The sequence below is a fragment of the Ruegeria sp. YTSC106 genome, from assembly GCF_059609765.1.
This window is the reverse complement of sequence record NZ_JBXWMI010000007.1, coordinates 34,293-51,070: the sequence shown is the minus strand read 5'-3', so window position 1 is coordinate 51,070 and position 16,778 is coordinate 34,293. Positions and strand designations below refer to the sequence as shown.

The window sequence follows — 16,778 nt, the reverse complement described above, 5'->3', positions numbered from 1 at the left end:
AAAGATCGGCCCAACCGCCTGAGGAGTGTCGAGCCCAAATATGCGTCTGCCGTATTTTATCGTTGTTTCCCTGATCTTTCTTGTGTCAGCCGGGCTGTCGCTTTTGGCAGCCAGCTATGCCGTTACAAAGATCGAAGAGACTTCGGAATTCGCTGTGCGCCGGTCGCTTGATCTCAAAGGCCATGACTGGGCCGAGGTTGAATCCCATGGCTTGCGCGTGGTCCTGACCGGAACTGCACCGGATGAGGCGACCCGCTTTAACGCGCTGACAGCAGCCGGAACCGAGGTCGATGCGTCCCGCGTGATCGATGAAATGGAGGTTGAAGCGACTTCTGCCCTGGCGTCACCACGCTTTTCAGCAGAAATTCTGCGCAATGATCACGGTATCTCGATCATCGGTTTGATCCCCGCCAGTGAAGACAGGGATGACCTGATCAGACGGCTGAGCAATCTCGACCGCAACATCGCGGTCTCGGACCTGATGGAAACGGCAGATTACCCCAAGCCCGACGGTTGGGATGCAGCGATATCCTATGCCATCGAGGCTTTGGCCAGCCTGCCTCGCGCCAAAATTTCCGCAAGTGCGGATTTGGTCAAAATCACCGCCATTGCGGACAGCCAACAGGAAAAACAACGTCTCGAACAAGATCTGACTCGCGCCGCACCGCCCAGCCTGCGGATCGGGCTGGCGATTTCGGCCCCCCGGCCCGTCATCACACCTTTTACGCTGCGTTATCTGATCAACGAAGAAGGTGGGCAATTTGATGCCTGCTCGGCACAGGATGAAAAAGCCCGCGACCGGATCGTGACCGCCGCGCGCGAAGCCGGACTGTCAGGGCCATATTCCTGTACCATCGGTCTGGGTGAGCCCTCACCGCGTTGGCCCGAAGCAGCCGAGAAGAGCATTCAGGCGCTTGCCAGAATCGGCAAAGGCTCGGTCACAATGTCGGATGCCGACATTACATTGGTTGCGGCGCAAGGCACCGATCCAGCCATGTTCGACCGAATTGTGGGCGAACTTGAAACAGCGTTGCCTCAGGTCTTTGCCCTGCACGCTGTTATGCCGGAACCCGAAACCAGCGAACAGGCCGGACCCATAGAGTTCTCGGCGACCCGCAGTCCCGAAGGGCTGGTGCAACTGCGAGGGCGCCTGGGGGATGAAACCTTGCGGGATATGGTCGACAGCTATGCCCGCGCGGCTTTTGGCTCGGACCAGGTCTATACAGCAACCCGCATCGTGCCGGGGCTTCCGGCAGATTGGCCGGTGCGTGTTCTCGCTGGCCTTGAGGCGTTGGCACAACTTCACAACGGCGCCTTGACCGTGACGCCGGACACAGTCGAACTGACTGGCCTCAGCCATGAAGAAGATGCCAAGGCCCGTATTGCGGGTCAGCTGTCGGACAAGCTGGGAGAGGGGCAGGAATTCACCCTGACGATCACTTATCAGCCACCGCCAGAACCCGAAGATGCTCTGCCCGATCCTGAAGTCTGCGAAGCGCAGATCGCCGAAGTTCAGACTGTCAGCAAAATTGCTTTCGAACCCGGATCGGCAACGATTGCGTCCGACTCGCGCGATGCCGTGAACCAGATCGCGGATATCCTGCGCGACTGCGGACCGATCCGTATGGAAATACAAGGCCATACCGACAGCCAGGGCCGCGAAGAGATGAACCAGCAGCTCAGCCAGGCACGGGCTCAATCCATTCTGAACGAGCTGCGCGGGCGGCGCATTCCCACCAGCAGCTACACTGCCGTGGGATACGGTGAAACACAGCCCATTGCGGATAACGACACCGAAGAAGGCCGCGAGGAAAACCGGCGGATCGAGTTCCGGCTGATCCGCCCCGAACCAGTCGAAGCCTCCGAAACAGGTCTCGAAGCGCTCGAGGCCGAGACTAACCCGCCCGAGGCGGATCAGACCGACACGACCGCACCAGATGCGGATGCAGAGGACCAGTAAGTTGAACAGAACCGAATTCATCATCGCCACTGCCGTCATTCTGTTTGCGGCCTTCTGCATGGGCTGGTTTGCCAACTGGCTGGCCCACCGCCTGTCCCGCGTCCGCCAAAGCGACGTTGCTGATCTGGATCGCATGAGCCAGGAACTGCACGAAGCGGAAGAAACCCGCGATCAGGCCATAACCTACCTTCAGCAACGCGAAGCCGAGTTGACCAATCAGCTGACCCAGACAGAGGCAGAACTGGCCGCAGCCATGGACGGCCTGCGCGCCGCGCGGCAAGAGGCCGAGGAAATGCGCGGGCGGATCAACAACGCCGACTGAACGACCGTCTTTCCGGTCGTCTCACAAGACCTGTGCCAAATCTGCGAACGGGTCTTCGGGGTCTTCCAGGCCAACCGACGGCCAGAACACGCCATCCCCTGCGCAATTCCTACAACGCGCCAATTGCGCCCCTTCCAGACGGAAGGACGTTTGCATCAAAGCTTCGGTTCCCATCCGGAAAACCAGACTGCAATGGCGACCAAGCGACACGGCATAGTGGACGATCCAGAGTTTATCGATCATCTGCCGGGCATACGCACCGCTGATCGGGGCCGGGCTTTGTCCGAATGAATTGTCTGTTTCGCAAGGCCTTAGCAACTCAATCCGTAGTGCAAGCCGCAATCCTACCGATCCATTTTTCACGGATTTGGTGCAGATTCGCGAACCAGTGTCTGGATGAGAATTGAACCCGCTCGGGTCAACAAGCCACCACGGCGGTCGCGCCGCACTACCAGCGGGTCAACGCGTCTTCGTCCTGTTCTTTGGCCGCGACCCATTCCGCGCCGGAACGGGTGATTTCTTTCTTCCAGAACGGCGCACGCGATTTCAGATAATCCATCAGATACTCCGCCGCTTCAAACGCATCCTTGCGGTGCGGTGCCGCCGTGGCCACCATCATGATCTTGTCGCCCGGTGCCAGACGTCCATGACGATGAATCACCAGCACATCGCCCAACGACCAACGATCCTTGGCCTCTTGGGCGATCTTGGTCAGGGCGCGCTCGGTCATACCCGGATAATGCTCGATCTCCATCACATCCAGATCACCGCTTGCAAGGTCGCGCACAACGCCGGTGAAAGTAACGATGGCCCCGTTGGAATCATCCCCGGCGGCAAAAGCATTGGCCTCTGCCCCCAGATCAAATGCCTCTTCCTGAACCGCGATCCGCATCGTTCAACCGCCCGTCATCGGTGGGAAAAACGCAACTTCCCGAACTCCTGCCAGCGAAGCATCGAATTCCGACAGCTCTTGATCCAACGCGACGCGAAGGGCGGACAAATCGGCAAACGCCGCGGCGTAGCGGTCTTCCCGAGCGCTCAGTTCAGCCACCAGGTCGCTAACTGTGGCCGCTTGCGTTTCGACCTTTTCTTTTGGCAAGCCGATGCGTTCGCGCACCCATGCGAAATAAAGAACATCCATCGGTTAGCTCTCCTTCAGATGAGGCATGGCTTTACGTAGATAATCATAGCCGGTGATCAATGTTAGCGTTGCGGCGATCCACAACAGCCACAGCCCAACCTGACCAGCCCAGTACATGCCATCGACATTCAAGCGCAGGTGGTTCACGTCTTCGACCTGACCCGCAATGATTTGCTCGACCAGCTCGGCATCCATACCAAAACTCGCCATCACGGCATAGTGCTCAAAGATACCCTGCGAAAACAGAACTGCGATGGCGACCATCTGGGCCGTGGTCTTCCATTTGGCCAGTTTGGTGACTTTGAGCGTGCCGGCCACATCGCCCAAGTATTCCCGCAGGCCCGACACAAAAACTTCACGAAACAGGATCACGGTTGCAGGAAGAACAAGCCACGGCGTCCAGTGCTCGGTCGAATAGCCCACAAGGATCATAAGCGCGATCACCACCATGGCCTTGTCGGCGATCGGATCCAGCATCGCTCCGATTTTGGTCTCCTGCTTCCATGCGCGGGCCAGATACCCATCGAACCAATCGGTAATCGCCGCTGACAGAAACAGGATCAGTGCAAACCAGTCCGCATAGGGACGGGTGAAATACAAAAACATAACAGCCAGTCCGGGCGCGGCCAGCAGGCGCAGCACAGTCAGGAGATTGGGTAAATTCCACTTCATGGCTTGGACCCTATATTGCTGGTCCGGAACAGAAAAGCCAATCAGGCAAAAAACTTCATCACTCACAAACGCTTGGTCAAAGCGCCGCAGGCCTGGCGTCTCAGAACAGAACCTCTTGGCCTTTCCCGGCTTTGCGGTCAGATTGCCGCGCAAGCCGAACCAGAAAGTACCAGATGACAGCGCATATTCAAACCGACGCCCGATCAAACATGATCGGCAGCCTCTGGATGATCACCGCGATGGCGGGCTTTGCGCTGGAGGATGCGTTGCTGAAAGCCGCCTCAGCCGCACTCCCGATATGGCAGGTTCTGGTTCTTTTTGGTGTGGGTGGGTCCGTGATATTTGCTGCGGTGGCTTTGGCGCGCGGGCATCGGTTGCTGCACCCTGACGTTCTGTCCCGCCCGATGAAAATTCGAGTACTTTTCGAGGTCTTTGGTCGATTGTTTTACGTTCTGGCCATTGCTCTGAGCCCTTTGTCCTCGGCTACGGTGATTCTGCAAGCCACGCCTCTGGTCGTTGTTGCAGGCGCCGCGTTGTTCTTTGGCGAGACAGTCGGTTGGCGGCGTTGGAGCGCTATCTTTGTCGGCATGATCGGCGTCGTCGTCATCCTGCAACCCACCGGAGACAGTTTTTCGCTGCTGTCGATACTGGCAGTGCTGGGAATGCTGGGATTTGCCGGACGTGATCTGGCCAGCCGCGCAGCACCTGCCACGCTTGGAACCGAAGTCCTAGGGTTTTACGGCTTCCTCAGCATCATCGTGGCCGGCGTGGCCTATCGGTTTTGGGAGGGCGCGCCGATGGTCTCACTCAGCGTGCACACAAGCCTGCACCTAACCGGGGCGGTGCTGATGGGGGTAATGGCTTATGCGTCGCTGATGAAGGCCATGCGCACGGGCGAAGTGTCTGCCGTGACCCCGTTCCGGTACACCCGACTATTGTTCGGCATCGGGTTGGGTGTGGCAGTGTTCGGTGAAAGCCTGGACCCTACCATGTGGATCGGCAGCGCGCTGATCGTTGTCTCGGGCCTCTATATCCTGTGGCGGGGTCGGCGTGCCTAGACCTTGTCGTGAAAGAAGTCGTAAACCTTCTGCGCCAAACCGGCCGAGATCCCTTCGACCGCTTTCAGATCGGCCAGATTGGCCCGGCTGACGGCTTTGGCGCTGCCGAAATGAGCCAGCAGAGCACGTTTGCGTGCCGCCCCGACACCGGGGATCTCGTCCAGCGGTGTCGCACCTACGGCCTTTGCCCGCTTTGCGCGATGGGTGCCGATGGCAAACCGGTGCGCCTCATCCCTTAAGCGTTGAATGAAATACAGTACCGGATCGTTTCGTTTCAGCGCAAATGGGCGCTGGCCGATCCGGTGAAACTCTTCCTTGCCGTGATCGCGGTCGACCCCTTTGGCGACGCCGACCATGGGAATGTCTTCGACCCCATGTTCGACCATGATCTCATGCACGGCGCTTACCTGCCCGGCACCGCCATCAATCAGCAGCAGGTCAGGCCACAGCCCTTTGTCGCGATCCGGGTCTTCCTTTTGCAATCTGGTGAAACGACGGTTCAGTACCTCTTTCATCATGCCAAAGTCGTCACCCGGTGTGAGGTCATCTCCGCGAATGTTGAACTTGCGGTAGGCGTTTTTCATGAACCCCTCTGGGCCCGCTACGATCATGCCGCCAACCGCGTTGGTGCCTTGAATGTGAGAGTTGTCGTAGACCTCAATCCGACCCGGCGGACCGTCCAGTTCGAACGCCTCGGCCAGCCCGCGCAACAGCTTTGCCTGCGTGGCGCTTTCCGACATGCGGCGGGCCAGAGCCTCGCGTGCGTTGCGCAAAGCGCCGGCAACCAGTTCATGTTTTTCGCCACGTCGCGGCACAAGGATTTCGACCTTGCGCCCGGCTTTTTCAGCCAACGCCTGCTGCATCAGATCAACGTTTTCGATTCCGTCCGACAGGATCAACTGTCGCGGCGGTTCCTTGTTGTCGTAGAACTGACCCAGAAAGGCCTCCATCACTTCGGCAGATGAAACATCCGGCCCGACGCGCGGATAGAAATCCTTGTTGCCCCAGTTCTGGTTCGCACGGATGAAAAACACCTGCACACAGGCCTGACCGCTGTCCATGTAAAGGCCGATCACGTCCGCCTCAGCAACACCGCGCGGGTTGATACCCTGAGAGGTCTGCACCTGCGTCAGCGCCCGGATACGGTCACGCAGACCGGCGGCGCGTTCGAACTCCATCGCCTCGGACGCAGCCATCATCTGCTCGGCCAGCTCCTCCTGTACCTTGGTCGAGCGACCCGACAGGAAGCGTTCAGCATCCTTCACGCTTTCACGGTAATCCTCCTCCGAGATCAGGCCAACACACGGCCCGGAGCAACGCTTGATCTGATACAGCAGGCAAGGCCGTGTTCGGCTGTCGAACATCGAATCCGAGCAGTTGCGCAGCAGGAACGCTTTTTGCAATTGATTCAATGTCCGGTTCACCGCACCTGCGCTGGCAAAGGGACCGAAATAGGCTCCTTTTTCCTTCTTCGCCCCGCGGTGTTTCTTGATCTGCGGAAAGTCATGATCCTTGGCGACCAGTATGTTCGGAAAGCTTTTGTCATCCCGCAACAATACATTGTATTTCGGCTTGAGCTGCTTGATCAGGTTCTGCTCCAGCAGCAATGCCTCGGTCTCGGTTCGCGTGGTCAAAAACATCATCGAAGCCGTCGCGGCGATCATCTTTTCGATCCGACCCGAATGACCCGGACGTGTGTAATTCGACACCCGTGCCTTGAGGTTTCGAGCTTTTCCGACGTACAGAACCCGGCTGTCGGCATCGAGCATGCGGTAAACACCCGGAGAACTGTCCAGCGTTTTTACATGGCGCTGAATGCAGGCATAGCCGGAAAGGGACGATTCGCTGTCGATAGTCATGACCCTGAGATATGATTCTCTGACAATGGCTGCAATCTCACGCCACTCAGATCAAGAGTAAACAAATCCACGGTTTCTGTGGATAAGTGTGAAGATAAGTTTTCGGAAAATCGAAAATCCCCTTGTTTCCTTGCCTCTTCCCTTACTTGCACAAAAATTAGGCAACAATTTAAATACTTGTTTTTAAATGATATTTTTTTACATACTTAGCAAGTGTATGAAAAAAAAGACAATTTTGTAACGCGCATGTAACACAATTGAGAGCGGTGCAAAACTTGCAGCAAAATTGCTTATTCTACGCCCAAAACATCCGGAGTTTTCCAACCCAGATGCTGACCACCATCCACACATAAAAGCTGCCCGGTAACCGCGTGTGCATCCAGAAAATACCCAAGCGCGGCAGTTATGTCAGACAGGTTGGACCCCCGCTCCAACACGGTATTGGAACGCTGTGCCTGAAAATGTTCTTCGCTTTGGCGGTGACCCTGCATCGTTGGACCCGGCCCGATCGCGTTGACGCGGATCGTCGGAGACAATGCCTGCGCCGCCGTTCGGGTCAGCGTCCACAGACCCATTTTCGCGATGGTGTATGACATGAACTCGGGCGTCAATTTACGCACTCGCATGTCCACCATGTTGACGATAAGGCCGGTTGCGAGCGGTTCGCCATTTTCATCTGCGCCAACGCTCAGCCCCTGATCCGCCATTGCCTGCGTCAGAACAAAGGGCGCACGCAGGTTGCTGTCGAGATGTCGATCCCAGCTTTGCCGGGTTGCCGTGCGGATGTTGTCATATTCAAAGATCGACGCGTTGTTCACCAGACAGGTGATCGGCCCGCCCAGCGCCTCTGCCGCTTTGGGCAACAGCGCCTGAACCTGAGCCTCGTCCAGCAGATCGGTCTGCAGGGCCACGGATTGACGGCCAAGCGCCTGCACCTCTGCCGCTGTCTCCTGCGCCGGGCCTTCGGACGAGGCGTAGTGCACGGCCACATCAAAACCACGACCCGCCAGATACAGCGCCATGGCCCGGCCCAGACGAATACCGGCACCGGTCACTAAAGCTCGGGTCATGCTTCACCTCGTTTTGTCAGATCACACCAGCAATACGGTGACATAAAGCACATAAAGAAAAGTCAACACCAACCCCCAGACGCGCGAGATGTCCTGTTTGAGGAACACAAACGGAACCAGAAGCAGCGATGCGCCCAGCATGACCCACAAGTCGAACCGCAAGAACTCTGGGGTAACTGGTATGCGACCAAACCAGGTTGCGATCCCGATGATGGCCAGAAGGTTGAACATGTTCGAACCGATCACGTTACCCAGCGCGACATCGGCTTGTCTGCGCAGTGCGGCCATAAGCGTCGTCGCAAGTTCGGGCAAAGAGGTTCCTACCGCGATAAGGGTCAGGCCGATGACCGTTTCGCTGACTCCATAAGTTTTCGCAATCGTGGTCGCGTTGTCCACCAGCAAATGGGCACCCATCGGAAGTCCCACCAGGCCCAGGATCAGGTAAATCGATACCTTCCAGTAGGGCATGTCCGGGTCAGCTTCTTCCAGACCTTCCAGTTCGTCATCCTCCGCGCATGCCTCACCACAGGCCTTGCGATGTGCCTTTGCCTCACGAAAGGCATTCGTAAGAACCAGACCCAAAGCCGCCAGCAGGATCAGGCCACTGAAGACGGTGAACGTGCCGCAAAAAGCCAGCCCGATGAACAGAACCGTCGCCATCAGCATGAACACATAGTTCCTGCGGCTGTTGCATTCACTGGTGTGAATCGTTGCCAGCAATGCGGGCAGGCCAAGAACCAACAGGATGTTGGCCGTGTTCGATCCGACAACGTTGCCCAGCGCGATACCGGGCGCGTTCTCTTTCAACGCGCTGATCGCAATAAGCAACTCGGGTGCCGACGTACCAAAGGCTACAATCGTCAGGCTGACGATCAGCGCCGGGACGCCGAGACGCAGGCTCAGATTCACAGCACCACGCACCAAGGCATCGCCTGCCAGCAGCAGGATCAACAGGCCAAGACCAGACAGCAGCCATGTGGTGATCAAGTCCGGCCCCCTTTTTCGCAGGCACAGGGGCCTTTACCTATGCGAAACCGCCCGCAGCGTGGACACTTGGCCGAGCTCAGTTTCTTTTGCCCCGGAAAGCGCAGTTTGCCAAACATCGCCAAGACGCCCATGCCAATCAGAAAAAGTGTGACAACCTTGATGATCACTTCACAAACCGAAACGCGCGTAGGCCGCCCGCTCCTCTAATCCGGCAATGGCATCCTGTGCCAGGCTGGCCCCGAAACGCGACCAGATCGGTTTGCGCACGCCATACCGGCGGAACTTGACCTTGTCGCCAAAGCGTTCCTGCATCTTGGGTTTCAGATGGGCGATGCCGTCGATCAAACCCAGCTCCTGCGCATGACGCGCCAGCCAGATTTCACCCGTAAACAGATCGGCGGTTTGATCCAGCTTGTTGCCTCGGCGGGCTTTGACATGCGCTGTGAAGTTTTCGTGGATGTCGCCCAACAGCCCTTGCAGGCGCGCCACATCCTCTTTCTTTTCCGGCGAGAAGGGATCCAGCATCGATTTCGACTTGCCAGCTGTATGGACACGCCGTTCAAATCCCTGCCGCGCCAAAAAGACATGCGCGCCGAACCCGGCCGAAATAACTCCGATCGACCCGAGAACCGAACTGTCGTCGGCCCAGATTTCATCCGCAGCAGCCGCCAGCCAATAGCCGCCTGACGCCGCAACGTCTTCAACAAACCCGATCACGGGCACGTCCAGCTCTTCCGACAATCGCCGGATACGTGCGCCAATCAAAGAGCTTTGCACAGGCGACCCGCCCGGAGAGTTGATCTCGAGCGCGACAGCTACAGGCTTTCCTTTGCGAAACGCCTTCTCAAGAACCGGGGCCAGAGAGGTGTCGTTGAGGGAACCGCGACCGGCCATACCAATGGCGCCGGACAGGCGAACAACGGCCACACAGGGGTGCTTTTTGACAAACGGTAGGCTGAGTTTCATGGGTGCCGATGTAGAGTGCCCCCAACTCGTAAACAAGGGACTCTACGAGCCTTAAACGCGACGTGAACCAAATTCCCACACTCGATGGGCAAAAATGCAACGCCTTGGCGAAGGTCAGCTGCGAATGCGCCAACCGGTTTTGAAGATCCAACCGATGACCGCCAGGCACAGACCTGTAAAAGCGACAATGGCAAGAAGACTGAAAACAATCGGCACATCTGCCAGCCCGTAAAAGGACCAGCGGAAACCCGAAATCAGATAGACCACGGGATTGAACAGCGTGATGGTCTGCCACAATGGCGGCAGCATCGAGATCGAATAAAACGTACCCCCCAGAAAGATCAGTGGCGTCACCACCAACTGCGGCACCAACGACATCTGCTCGAAGTTGCTGGCCCAGATCCCGATGATGAATCCCAGCAACGAAAAGCTGAGACAGGACAGGATCAGAAACGCGGCCATGGCGAATGGATGCTCGATCCGAATATCGACGAAAAACGTCGCAGTGACCAATATCACCAACCCCACAAACAGCGCCTTGGTTGCGGCGGCACCGACATATCCGATCACGATCTCGATGAAATTGACCGGAGCGGATAACAACTCGTAGATGGTGCCCAGAAACTTGGGGAAGTAAATTCCGAACGACGCGTTTGAAATCGACAGCATCACCACCGACAACATGATCAGCCCCGGCACAATGAACGCACCGTATGAAACGCCCTCGACCTCTTGGATACGGCTGCCGATGGCGGTGCCAAACACCACGAAATAAAGCGACGTAGACAGAACCGGCGACAGAAAACTCTGTGCCAGAGTGCGGAAGAAACGGGCCATTTCAAACCGGTAGATGGCAGCGATCGCGGTCCAGTTCATGCGGCCTCTCCGGATACCAGATTGACGAAAATCTCTTCCAGGCTTGATTGCCTGGTCTGCACGTCGCGCAACACCAAACCGGCCTCGGACACGTCATTCAGCAAGGTCGTTATGCCGGTACGATCCGCGTGGGTATCGTAGGTATAGATCAGGCAATCACCCGCGCCATTGAGGGCAAGATTGTGGCTGGCCAGACTGTCGGGAATCCGAGCGATGGGTTCGGTCAGCATGACTTCGATCTGCTTTTTACCCATCTGCGACATGAGTGTGGCTTTGTCCTGCACCAGCAAAAGTTCTCCCTTGTCGATGACGCCGACACGATCCGCAATCGCTTCTGCTTCTTCAATATAATGGGTGGTCAGAATGATGGTGACACCGTCCCGTTTCAGTTCCGCCACAAGCTCCCACATATCCTTGCGCAACTCGACATCCACTCCGGCAGTCGGCTCGTCCAGAAAAAGCACCCGAGGCTCATGGGCCAGGGCCTTGGCAATGAGCACCCTCCGCTTCATGCCACCGGACAATTCCTTGATCGCGTTGTTGCGCTTGTCCCATAGGGACAGCTTGCGCAGAATCTCTTCGATCCGCGCGTTGTCCTTGCCAAGCCCGAACAGCCCGCGCGACAACCGAACCGTGTTCCTGACCTTTTCAAATGGTTCCAACGCGATCTCTTGCGGCACAAGCCCGATCATCCTGCGCGCTGCGCGATAATCGGACTGGATGTCATGTCCACCAACTGTGACCACCCCCGAGGTCGGGTTTGTTATCCCGCAAATCGTCGAAATCAGGGTTGTCTTCCCGGCGCCATTTGGTCCCAGAAGCGCAAGTATCTCGCCCTCTTCAATATCCAGAGACACACCCTTCAGGGCCTCGAACCCATCGGCGTAAGATTTGCGAAGATCTTTGATGGACAAAATGGTCGTCATATCTGTTCCCCGTTCCGACCGAGACCCTATCGCGCGGAACCAGCCTGCAACAGGGCAATTTCGCACAACGTGCTGCGCATTTTCTAATGGTTGTCAGAACCATGCTCAATTCCAACTTGCAATCCGTCAACCCACCCGCAAACTCTTCCACAACGGAGGCGCTGATGCTGAATGGAATACGTATTGTCGAAATCGAAGGGCTGGGCCCCGGCCCGTTTGCCGCCATGCAGCTTGCTGATCTGGGCGCCGACGTCATCACGATCCATCGCAAAGGCCAGGCTGTAACCCCGGGCATGCCGAACCGCTCGCTTCTGGACCGCGGCAAACGATCTATCGCACTTGATCTGAAGGACACTGACGATCTGGCGACCGCCCGCCGCCTGATTGACACAGCAGACGCACTGATCGAAGGCTTCCGCCCCGGCGTGATGGAAAAGCTGGGTCTTGGCCCGGATCTTTGCCTGACCCGCAACCCGAAACTGATATATGGTCGCATGACAGGCTGGGGGCAGGATGGTCCATTGGCTGACACAGCCGGACATGACTTGAATTACATCGCTTTGTCCGGCGCGCTCTGGTACGCCTCTCTTCCTGATCAGCCGCCTCAAACCCCGGCCACTTTGGTCGGTGATATTGGCGGAGGAGCCATGTATCTCGTCACGGGCATCCTGGCAGGCTTGATCAACGCACAAAGAACCGGAAAAGGCACCGTGGTTGACGCCGCCATCTACGACGGCTCGGCCCATATGATGAACCTTCTTATGACCATGCGCCAAACCGGAAACCTGTCTGAAACCCGCGGCCAAAGCCTGTTGGACGGCCCGCATTGGAGCCGAACTTACACCTGCGCAGACGGCGGATTTGTTTCGGTCCAATGCCTCGAACCGAAATTCTACGCCCGATTCCTGGAAATTCTGGACTTGTCCCATGACCCGGCGTTCCAGCAACAATACACCCGCAAATTCTGGCCGGACCTGACCCGGCGCCTGGCAGAAATCTTCGCGTCCAGGCCGCGCGAACATTGGGCCAAACTGTTCGACAGGTCAGACGCCTGCGTCGCCCCGGTTCTCAGTCCCGATGAGGCCGCAACCCATCCGATGAATACTGCTCGTCTATCCTGGCGCGAGACAGACGGAACCTTGCAGGCCGCCGCCGCCCCGCGCTTCTCCACACACCAATGGCATCCGAAACCCAGCCCGTCGCGCGGACAACACACCGCCGAGATCCTGAACGAACTCCGAGACCCCAAAAGCGCCTGACCCACTCTTCATCTGGCCGGAAATACCCCGGGGGTGAATTGGCCAGCGGCCAAGAGGGGGCTGGCCCCCTCCCACGCACCCTATCCGCCGCGCACCGTGTCGATCATCAGCTGAACATTCTCAGGATCTGCATCTGGTGTGATTCCATGCCCAAGGTTGAAGATGTGCGGCCCCTTGGAAAACGCCTCAATGATGCGCCGGGTTTCATCCACCAGCGCCTGACCACCTGTCACCATATGCGATGAGGCAAGGTTGCCTTGCACACAGCCATCAACCTGTACTTTCTCAGCAGCCCATTCAGGCGACACGGAATTGTCCAGCGCGACGCAATCCACGCCGGTCGACTTTGCAAACCCTATGTACCCGTCGCCTGCTTCCCGCGGAAATCCAATCACAGGGATACCGGGGTGGCGTTCCTTGATGGCTTGCGTGATCACCCGGCACGGCTCGACCGCGTATTTGCGGAAAGCTTCGCCCTTCAAAGACCCCGCCCAACTGTCAAATATCTTGACCACCTCGGCCCCGGCGTCGATCTGAGCGGACAGATATTCAATCGTTGCCACGGTTATGCGATCCAACAACGCCTCGAACAAAGCAGTATTACCTTCGCGCAGCGCATGGGCGGGACCCTGATCCGGCGTGCCGCGCCCTGCAATCATGTACGTGGCCACAGTCCACGGCGCGCCTGCGAATCCGATCAAGGAGGTTTCGGACGGCAATTCCCGCGACAGAATGCGCACCGTTTCGTACACGGGTGACAATGTATCATGAATCGCGTCAACCGGTTTCAACGCGTCAAACTCGGACTGTTTCGTGATGGTCGACAAACGCGGGCCTTCGCCGGTCACGAACCAAAGGTCAGCGCCCAGCGCCTGTGGCACCAGCAGAATATCGGCAAACAGGATCGCCGCATCAAACCCGTAGCGCCGAATTGGTTGCAAGGTGACTTCTGCTGCCAGTTCCGGGTTATAGCACAAAGACAGGAAATCCCCGGCCTGGGCACGTGTGGCCCGGTATTCCGGTAGATACCGGCCCGCCTGACGCATCATCCAGATCGGCGGCACATTCTGCACCTCACCCGCCAGCGCCCGCAGCAGTTTCTTTGTCTCGGCCATGTTCGCCCCCAGCATTCAGGTTTTGGCAACGGGTCGTCCTTCGGCGGCAATTTGTCAAGCTCAGCCCCCATTGTCAGGGCAATGTGACGCGACTAAAGCTGTGCACATGACTTTGACCCTGCCCACCCCCGCATCGCCCCTCAGAATCGGCACCCGTGGTTCGCCACTGGCTCTGGCTCAGGCCTACGAAACACGCCAGCGCCTGAGCGATGCGTTCGATCTGCCACAGGATGCGTTCGAGATCGTAGTGATCAAGACGACCGGCGACAATCGCGCCATGATCGACGCGGATCGACCACTGAAGGAAATCGGCAACAAGGGCCTGTTCACCAAAGAAATCGAAGAGGCGATGCTGCGCGCCGAGATCGACATCGCCGTGCATTCAACAAAGGACATGCCCGTTGAACAACCCGAAGGGCTGGTACTGGGCACGTTCCTGCCGCGCGAGGATGTGCGCGACGCTTTTATCTCTCCGCGATTGGGCTCGATCCACGATCTGCCCGAGGGGGCCGTGGTGGGCACCTCGTCTTTACGACGCCGTGCGCAGTTGCTGAACCGGAGACCGGATCTGAAAGTGGTCGAGTTTCGCGGAAACGTGCAGACACGGTTGAAAAAGCTGGAAGACGGAGTTGCCGATTGCACGTTTCTGGCGATGGCAGGCATTCGTCGTTTGGGGATGGATGACGTTCCGGCCAGCGCCATCTCTCCTGACGACATGCTGCCGGCGATCGCGCAGGGTACCATCGGCATAGAACGGCGCAGCAACGACATGCGCGCAGCCGAAATGCTGGAAGCGATTCATCACACGGAAACGGGATGGCGCCTGGCGGCCGAACGCACATTGCTGGCCGCGCTGGACGGGTCCTGCGAAACCCCGATCGCCGGCCTTGCCGAACTGGACGGCGACACCCTAAGGTTGCGAGGCCAAGTGCTGCGCCCGGACGGAACGGAAACCGCCAGCAGAGATATGACCGGCCCCGTCGAAGATGGGCCTGAAATGGCCCGCGCGATGGCGGCAGAACTGCTTGAACAGGCAGGACCTGATCTATTCGATTGGAAAAATTCAAAATAAATTTGCTCAGTGTGAACTTGATCACTGTAGCAGGCGGCGCGATCAGGCATTAATGGGACATACCGAAGAGGAAGTCGGGTCAGTCTCGAAAGTATCGAAAAGTTTTCAGATTGCCGGTGTTTTAATCAGTATTCGAGGGGGCGAGACTGACCCCCGGCTTCCAAAGGTAGCGGGTCGCTGTTGGGTTCAACAGCGACCCGTTTACGTTGTACCCGACCCGCGTTCAGGAAATTGCTTCGACAGCGTGACGAACGGCCTCTCTGGTCTGTTCCAGATCCGCTTCGGTAACCGCCAGCGACGGGTACAGTTTGCCCGGAGCTTTGAATATCCCATGCGCCCGCAACGTTGCATTGTAAGTGGCGTTGCGCTTCGGGTCATCATGGTTTGCGCTGCGATAATCCCGACATTCGGCCTTGGTGAAATAAATGTCGAACAAGGTCTCATCGCCGCAGATGCGATGGGCAATGCCTGCCTCATTCAAAGCGTTCGATTGCATCTGTTGCAACTGCCTCCCAATCGAGCGCAGGTGTTCATAGGTGCCTTCGCGCCGCAAAACCTCCATCGTCTTCAACCCCGCAGCTGAGGCAACGGGGTTGCCGGACAAAGTACCCAACTGCATCAGCCAGCCCTCTTCTCCGACTTTCGATTTGTCGAAGTGCGTCATGATCTCGGCACTGGCGCCCAGCGCAGCCAGAGGAAAGCCACCACCGGTGATCTTGCCAAGCGTGCAGATATCCGGGGTCACTCCGTATCGCTCTTGTGCACCGCCGTAAGCCAGTCGGAACCCGGTGACGATCTCATCAAAAATAAGCAGAACACCAAATTTGTCGCATAACGCCCGCAAGCCATGCAAATACCCCGGCTCGGGCGGGATGATCCGCTGCAAGGGTTCGACCATGATCGCAGCGACATCATCATGTTCGTCAAGCAGCGCTGCCACCGCCTCAAGATCATTGAAAGGCGCGATCAGCATCTGCTCGGCCACACTTTCGGGGATACCGGCACTGTCGGGAACGGCCTGAGGGAAATTGACTCGGCGGCTGGGGGCCAGGCTCATCTGTGCCTCGGCGCTCATACCGTGATACCCCCCTTCAAACTTGAGGATCTTGTCGCGTCCAGTGTAGGCGCGCGCCAGCCGCATGGCGTACATGTCTGCCTCGCCCCCAGAGGCAACGAAACGCACCTGCTCGCAACAGGGAACGGCTTCGATGACGGCCTCGGCGAGTTCGATGCCCTTGCTGTTGTTGGCGAAAAAGGTCAGGCCCTTGGGTAGCTGCTCCAGCACCGCTTCCATCACCTCGGGGTGGCCATGGCCCAGCAGCATCGGGCCGGACCCGATCAGATAGTCGATATATTCGTTTCCATCCTCGTCCCAGACACGGCTGCCCTCGCCACGGGCGATGATGATGCCCGGATCGAAGTTGCCGAAACCGCCGGCAGGCAGAACTTCGTTTGCGCGCGCTATCCACTCTGACTGCGTTTGGACTTTCAGCAT

Annotated in this window: 17 protein-coding genes; 5 read left to right on the top strand and 12 right to left on the bottom strand. The window is 57.8% G+C overall.

What is annotated here, in order from left to right:
• Positions 1–40: 40 nt before the first annotated feature.
• Positions 41–1,960 (top strand): OmpA family protein, encoded by a 1,920-nt coding sequence (locus AC2FEB_RS11245; RefSeq protein WP_117870530.1) that lies wholly within the window; start codon positions 41–43, stop codon positions 1,958–1,960.
• A gap of 1 nt (position 1,961) precedes the next feature.
• Positions 1,962–2,282, top strand: coding sequence for a hypothetical protein (locus AC2FEB_RS11240; RefSeq protein WP_117870533.1), 321 nt, complete (start codon positions 1,962–1,964; stop codon positions 2,280–2,282).
• Positions 2,283–2,303: 21 nt separating this feature from the next.
• Here the strand turns inward: AC2FEB_RS11240 and AC2FEB_RS11235 are convergent, their stop codons facing one another.
• From AC2FEB_RS11235 to pgsA, 4 genes are all read right to left on the bottom strand, one after another.
• Positions 2,304–2,525, bottom strand: a complete 222-nt coding sequence (locus AC2FEB_RS11235; RefSeq protein ID WP_162896831.1) for a hypothetical protein — start codon at positions 2,523–2,525, stop codon at positions 2,304–2,306.
• Positions 2,526–2,730: 205 nt separating this feature from the next.
• Positions 2,731–3,174, bottom strand: a complete 444-nt coding sequence (locus tag AC2FEB_RS11230) for a molybdenum cofactor biosynthesis protein MoaE (RefSeq protein WP_117870539.1) — start codon at positions 3,172–3,174, stop codon at positions 2,731–2,733.
• A 3-nt stretch (positions 3,175–3,177) separates the two neighbouring features.
• Entirely contained in the window at positions 3,178–3,423 is a 246-nt protein-coding gene (moaD, locus tag AC2FEB_RS11225; protein ID WP_117870542.1) for a molybdopterin converting factor subunit 1, read from the bottom strand.
• 3 nt (positions 3,424–3,426) lie between these two features.
• On the bottom strand, positions 3,427–4,095 hold the full coding sequence (pgsA, locus tag AC2FEB_RS11220; protein WP_117872882.1) for a CDP-diacylglycerol--glycerol-3-phosphate 3-phosphatidyltransferase: 669 nt from the start codon (positions 4,093–4,095) through the stop codon (positions 3,427–3,429).
• 173 nt (positions 4,096–4,268) lie between these two features.
• Between pgsA and AC2FEB_RS11215 the strand changes: the two genes are divergently transcribed.
• On the top strand, positions 4,269–5,153 hold the full coding sequence (locus tag AC2FEB_RS11215; protein ID WP_496672435.1) for a DMT family transporter: 885 nt from the start codon (positions 4,269–4,271) through the stop codon (positions 5,151–5,153).
• Here the strand turns inward: AC2FEB_RS11215 and uvrC are convergent.
• From uvrC to AC2FEB_RS11185, 6 genes are all read right to left on the bottom strand, one after another.
• On the bottom strand, positions 5,150–7,012 hold the full coding sequence (uvrC, locus tag AC2FEB_RS11210; protein WP_496884066.1) for an excinuclease ABC subunit UvrC: 1,863 nt from the start codon (positions 7,010–7,012) through the stop codon (positions 5,150–5,152). The two genes, AC2FEB_RS11215 and uvrC, sit on opposite strands and share 4 nt — an antisense overlap.
• A gap of 290 nt (positions 7,013–7,302) precedes the next feature.
• Positions 7,303–8,082, bottom strand: a complete 780-nt coding sequence (locus AC2FEB_RS11205; RefSeq protein ID WP_117870551.1) for an SDR family oxidoreductase — start codon at positions 8,080–8,082, stop codon at positions 7,303–7,305.
• A 21-nt stretch (positions 8,083–8,103) separates the two neighbouring features.
• Positions 8,104–9,066, bottom strand: a complete 963-nt coding sequence (locus tag AC2FEB_RS11200) for a calcium/sodium antiporter (RefSeq protein ID WP_117872883.1) — start codon at positions 9,064–9,066, stop codon at positions 8,104–8,106.
• A 171-nt stretch (positions 9,067–9,237) separates the two neighbouring features.
• Positions 9,238–10,035, bottom strand: coding sequence for a S49 family peptidase (locus AC2FEB_RS11195; protein ID WP_117870553.1), 798 nt, complete (start codon positions 10,033–10,035; stop codon positions 9,238–9,240).
• A gap of 114 nt (positions 10,036–10,149) precedes the next feature.
• A complete protein-coding gene (locus tag AC2FEB_RS11190) occupies positions 10,150–10,911 on the bottom strand; it encodes an ABC transporter permease (protein ID WP_117870556.1) in 762 nt (253 codons plus the stop codon).
• Entirely contained in the window at positions 10,908–11,837 is a 930-nt protein-coding gene (locus AC2FEB_RS11185; protein WP_117870559.1) for an ABC transporter ATP-binding protein, read from the bottom strand. Before AC2FEB_RS11185 ends, AC2FEB_RS11190 begins: the two co-directional genes overlap by 4 nt.
• Before the next feature lie 164 nt (positions 11,838–12,001).
• Between AC2FEB_RS11185 and AC2FEB_RS11180 the strand changes: the two genes are divergently transcribed.
• The gene (locus AC2FEB_RS11180) at positions 12,002–13,096 is read left to right on the top strand and encodes a CaiB/BaiF CoA transferase family protein (RefSeq protein WP_117872884.1); all 1,095 of its coding nucleotides are present in this window, start codon (positions 12,002–12,004) and stop codon (positions 13,094–13,096) included.
• An 80-nt stretch (positions 13,097–13,176) separates the two neighbouring features.
• On the opposite strand, the gene hemE is transcribed toward AC2FEB_RS11180, so the two are convergent.
• Positions 13,177–14,211 (bottom strand): uroporphyrinogen decarboxylase, encoded by a 1,035-nt coding sequence (hemE, locus tag AC2FEB_RS11175; RefSeq protein ID WP_117872885.1) that lies wholly within the window; start codon positions 14,209–14,211, stop codon positions 13,177–13,179.
• Positions 14,212–14,317: 106 nt separating this feature from the next.
• Between hemE and hemC the strand changes: the two genes are divergently transcribed.
• Positions 14,318–15,283: a hydroxymethylbilane synthase gene (gene hemC / locus AC2FEB_RS11170; protein ID WP_117870562.1), complete on the top strand. Its 966-nt coding sequence runs from the start codon at positions 14,318–14,320 to the stop codon at positions 15,281–15,283.
• A gap of 223 nt (positions 15,284–15,506) precedes the next feature.
• Here hemC and AC2FEB_RS11165 read toward each other — a convergent pair whose 3' ends face one another.
• Complete coding sequence (locus AC2FEB_RS11165; protein WP_496672443.1) at positions 15,507–16,778, bottom strand: aspartate aminotransferase family protein; 1,272 nt, start codon at positions 16,776–16,778, stop codon at positions 15,507–15,509.

What these genes read in the sequence shown, in the direction of transcription:
- AC2FEB_RS11235 (WP_162896831.1), bottom strand. Translation starts at nt 2,525, where the DNA reads ATGATCGATAAACTCTGGATCGTCCACTATGCCGTGTCGCTTGGTCGC.
- hemC (WP_117870562.1), top strand. Translation starts at nt 14,318, where the DNA reads ATGACTTTGACCCTGCCCACCCCCGCATCGCCCCTCAGAATCGGCACC.
- pgsA (WP_117872882.1), bottom strand. Translation starts at nt 4,095, where the DNA reads ATGAAGTGGAATTTACCCAATCTCCTGACTGTGCTGCGCCTGCTGGCC.
- uvrC (WP_496884066.1), bottom strand. Translation starts at nt 7,012, where the DNA reads ATGACTATCGACAGCGAATCGTCCCTTTCCGGCTATGCCTGCATTCAG.
- AC2FEB_RS11195 (WP_117870553.1), bottom strand. Translation starts at nt 10,035, where the DNA reads ATGAAACTCAGCCTACCGTTTGTCAAAAAGCACCCCTGTGTGGCCGTT.
- AC2FEB_RS11230 (WP_117870539.1), bottom strand. Translation starts at nt 3,174, where the DNA reads ATGCGGATCGCGGTTCAGGAAGAGGCATTTGATCTGGGGGCAGAGGCC.
- AC2FEB_RS11245 (WP_117870530.1), top strand. Translation starts at nt 41, where the DNA reads ATGCGTCTGCCGTATTTTATCGTTGTTTCCCTGATCTTTCTTGTGTCA.
- AC2FEB_RS11185 (WP_117870559.1), bottom strand. Translation starts at nt 11,837, where the DNA reads ATGACGACCATTTTGTCCATCAAAGATCTTCGCAAATCTTACGCCGAT.
- AC2FEB_RS11205 (WP_117870551.1), bottom strand. Translation starts at nt 8,082, where the DNA reads ATGACCCGAGCTTTAGTGACCGGTGCCGGTATTCGTCTGGGCCGGGCC.
- moaD (WP_117870542.1), bottom strand. Translation starts at nt 3,423, where the DNA reads ATGGATGTTCTTTATTTCGCATGGGTGCGCGAACGCATCGGCTTGCCA.
- AC2FEB_RS11190 (WP_117870556.1), bottom strand. Translation starts at nt 10,911, where the DNA reads ATGAACTGGACCGCGATCGCTGCCATCTACCGGTTTGAAATGGCCCGT.
- AC2FEB_RS11180 (WP_117872884.1), top strand. Translation starts at nt 12,002, where the DNA reads ATGCTGAATGGAATACGTATTGTCGAAATCGAAGGGCTGGGCCCCGGC.
- hemE (WP_117872885.1), bottom strand. Translation starts at nt 14,211, where the DNA reads ATGGCCGAGACAAAGAAACTGCTGCGGGCGCTGGCGGGTGAGGTGCAG.
- AC2FEB_RS11215 (WP_496672435.1), top strand. Translation starts at nt 4,269, where the DNA reads ATGACAGCGCATATTCAAACCGACGCCCGATCAAACATGATCGGCAGC.
- AC2FEB_RS11165 (WP_496672443.1), bottom strand. Translation starts at nt 16,778, where the DNA reads ATGCTGAAAGTCCAAACGCAGTCAGAGTGGATAGCGCGCGCAAACGAA.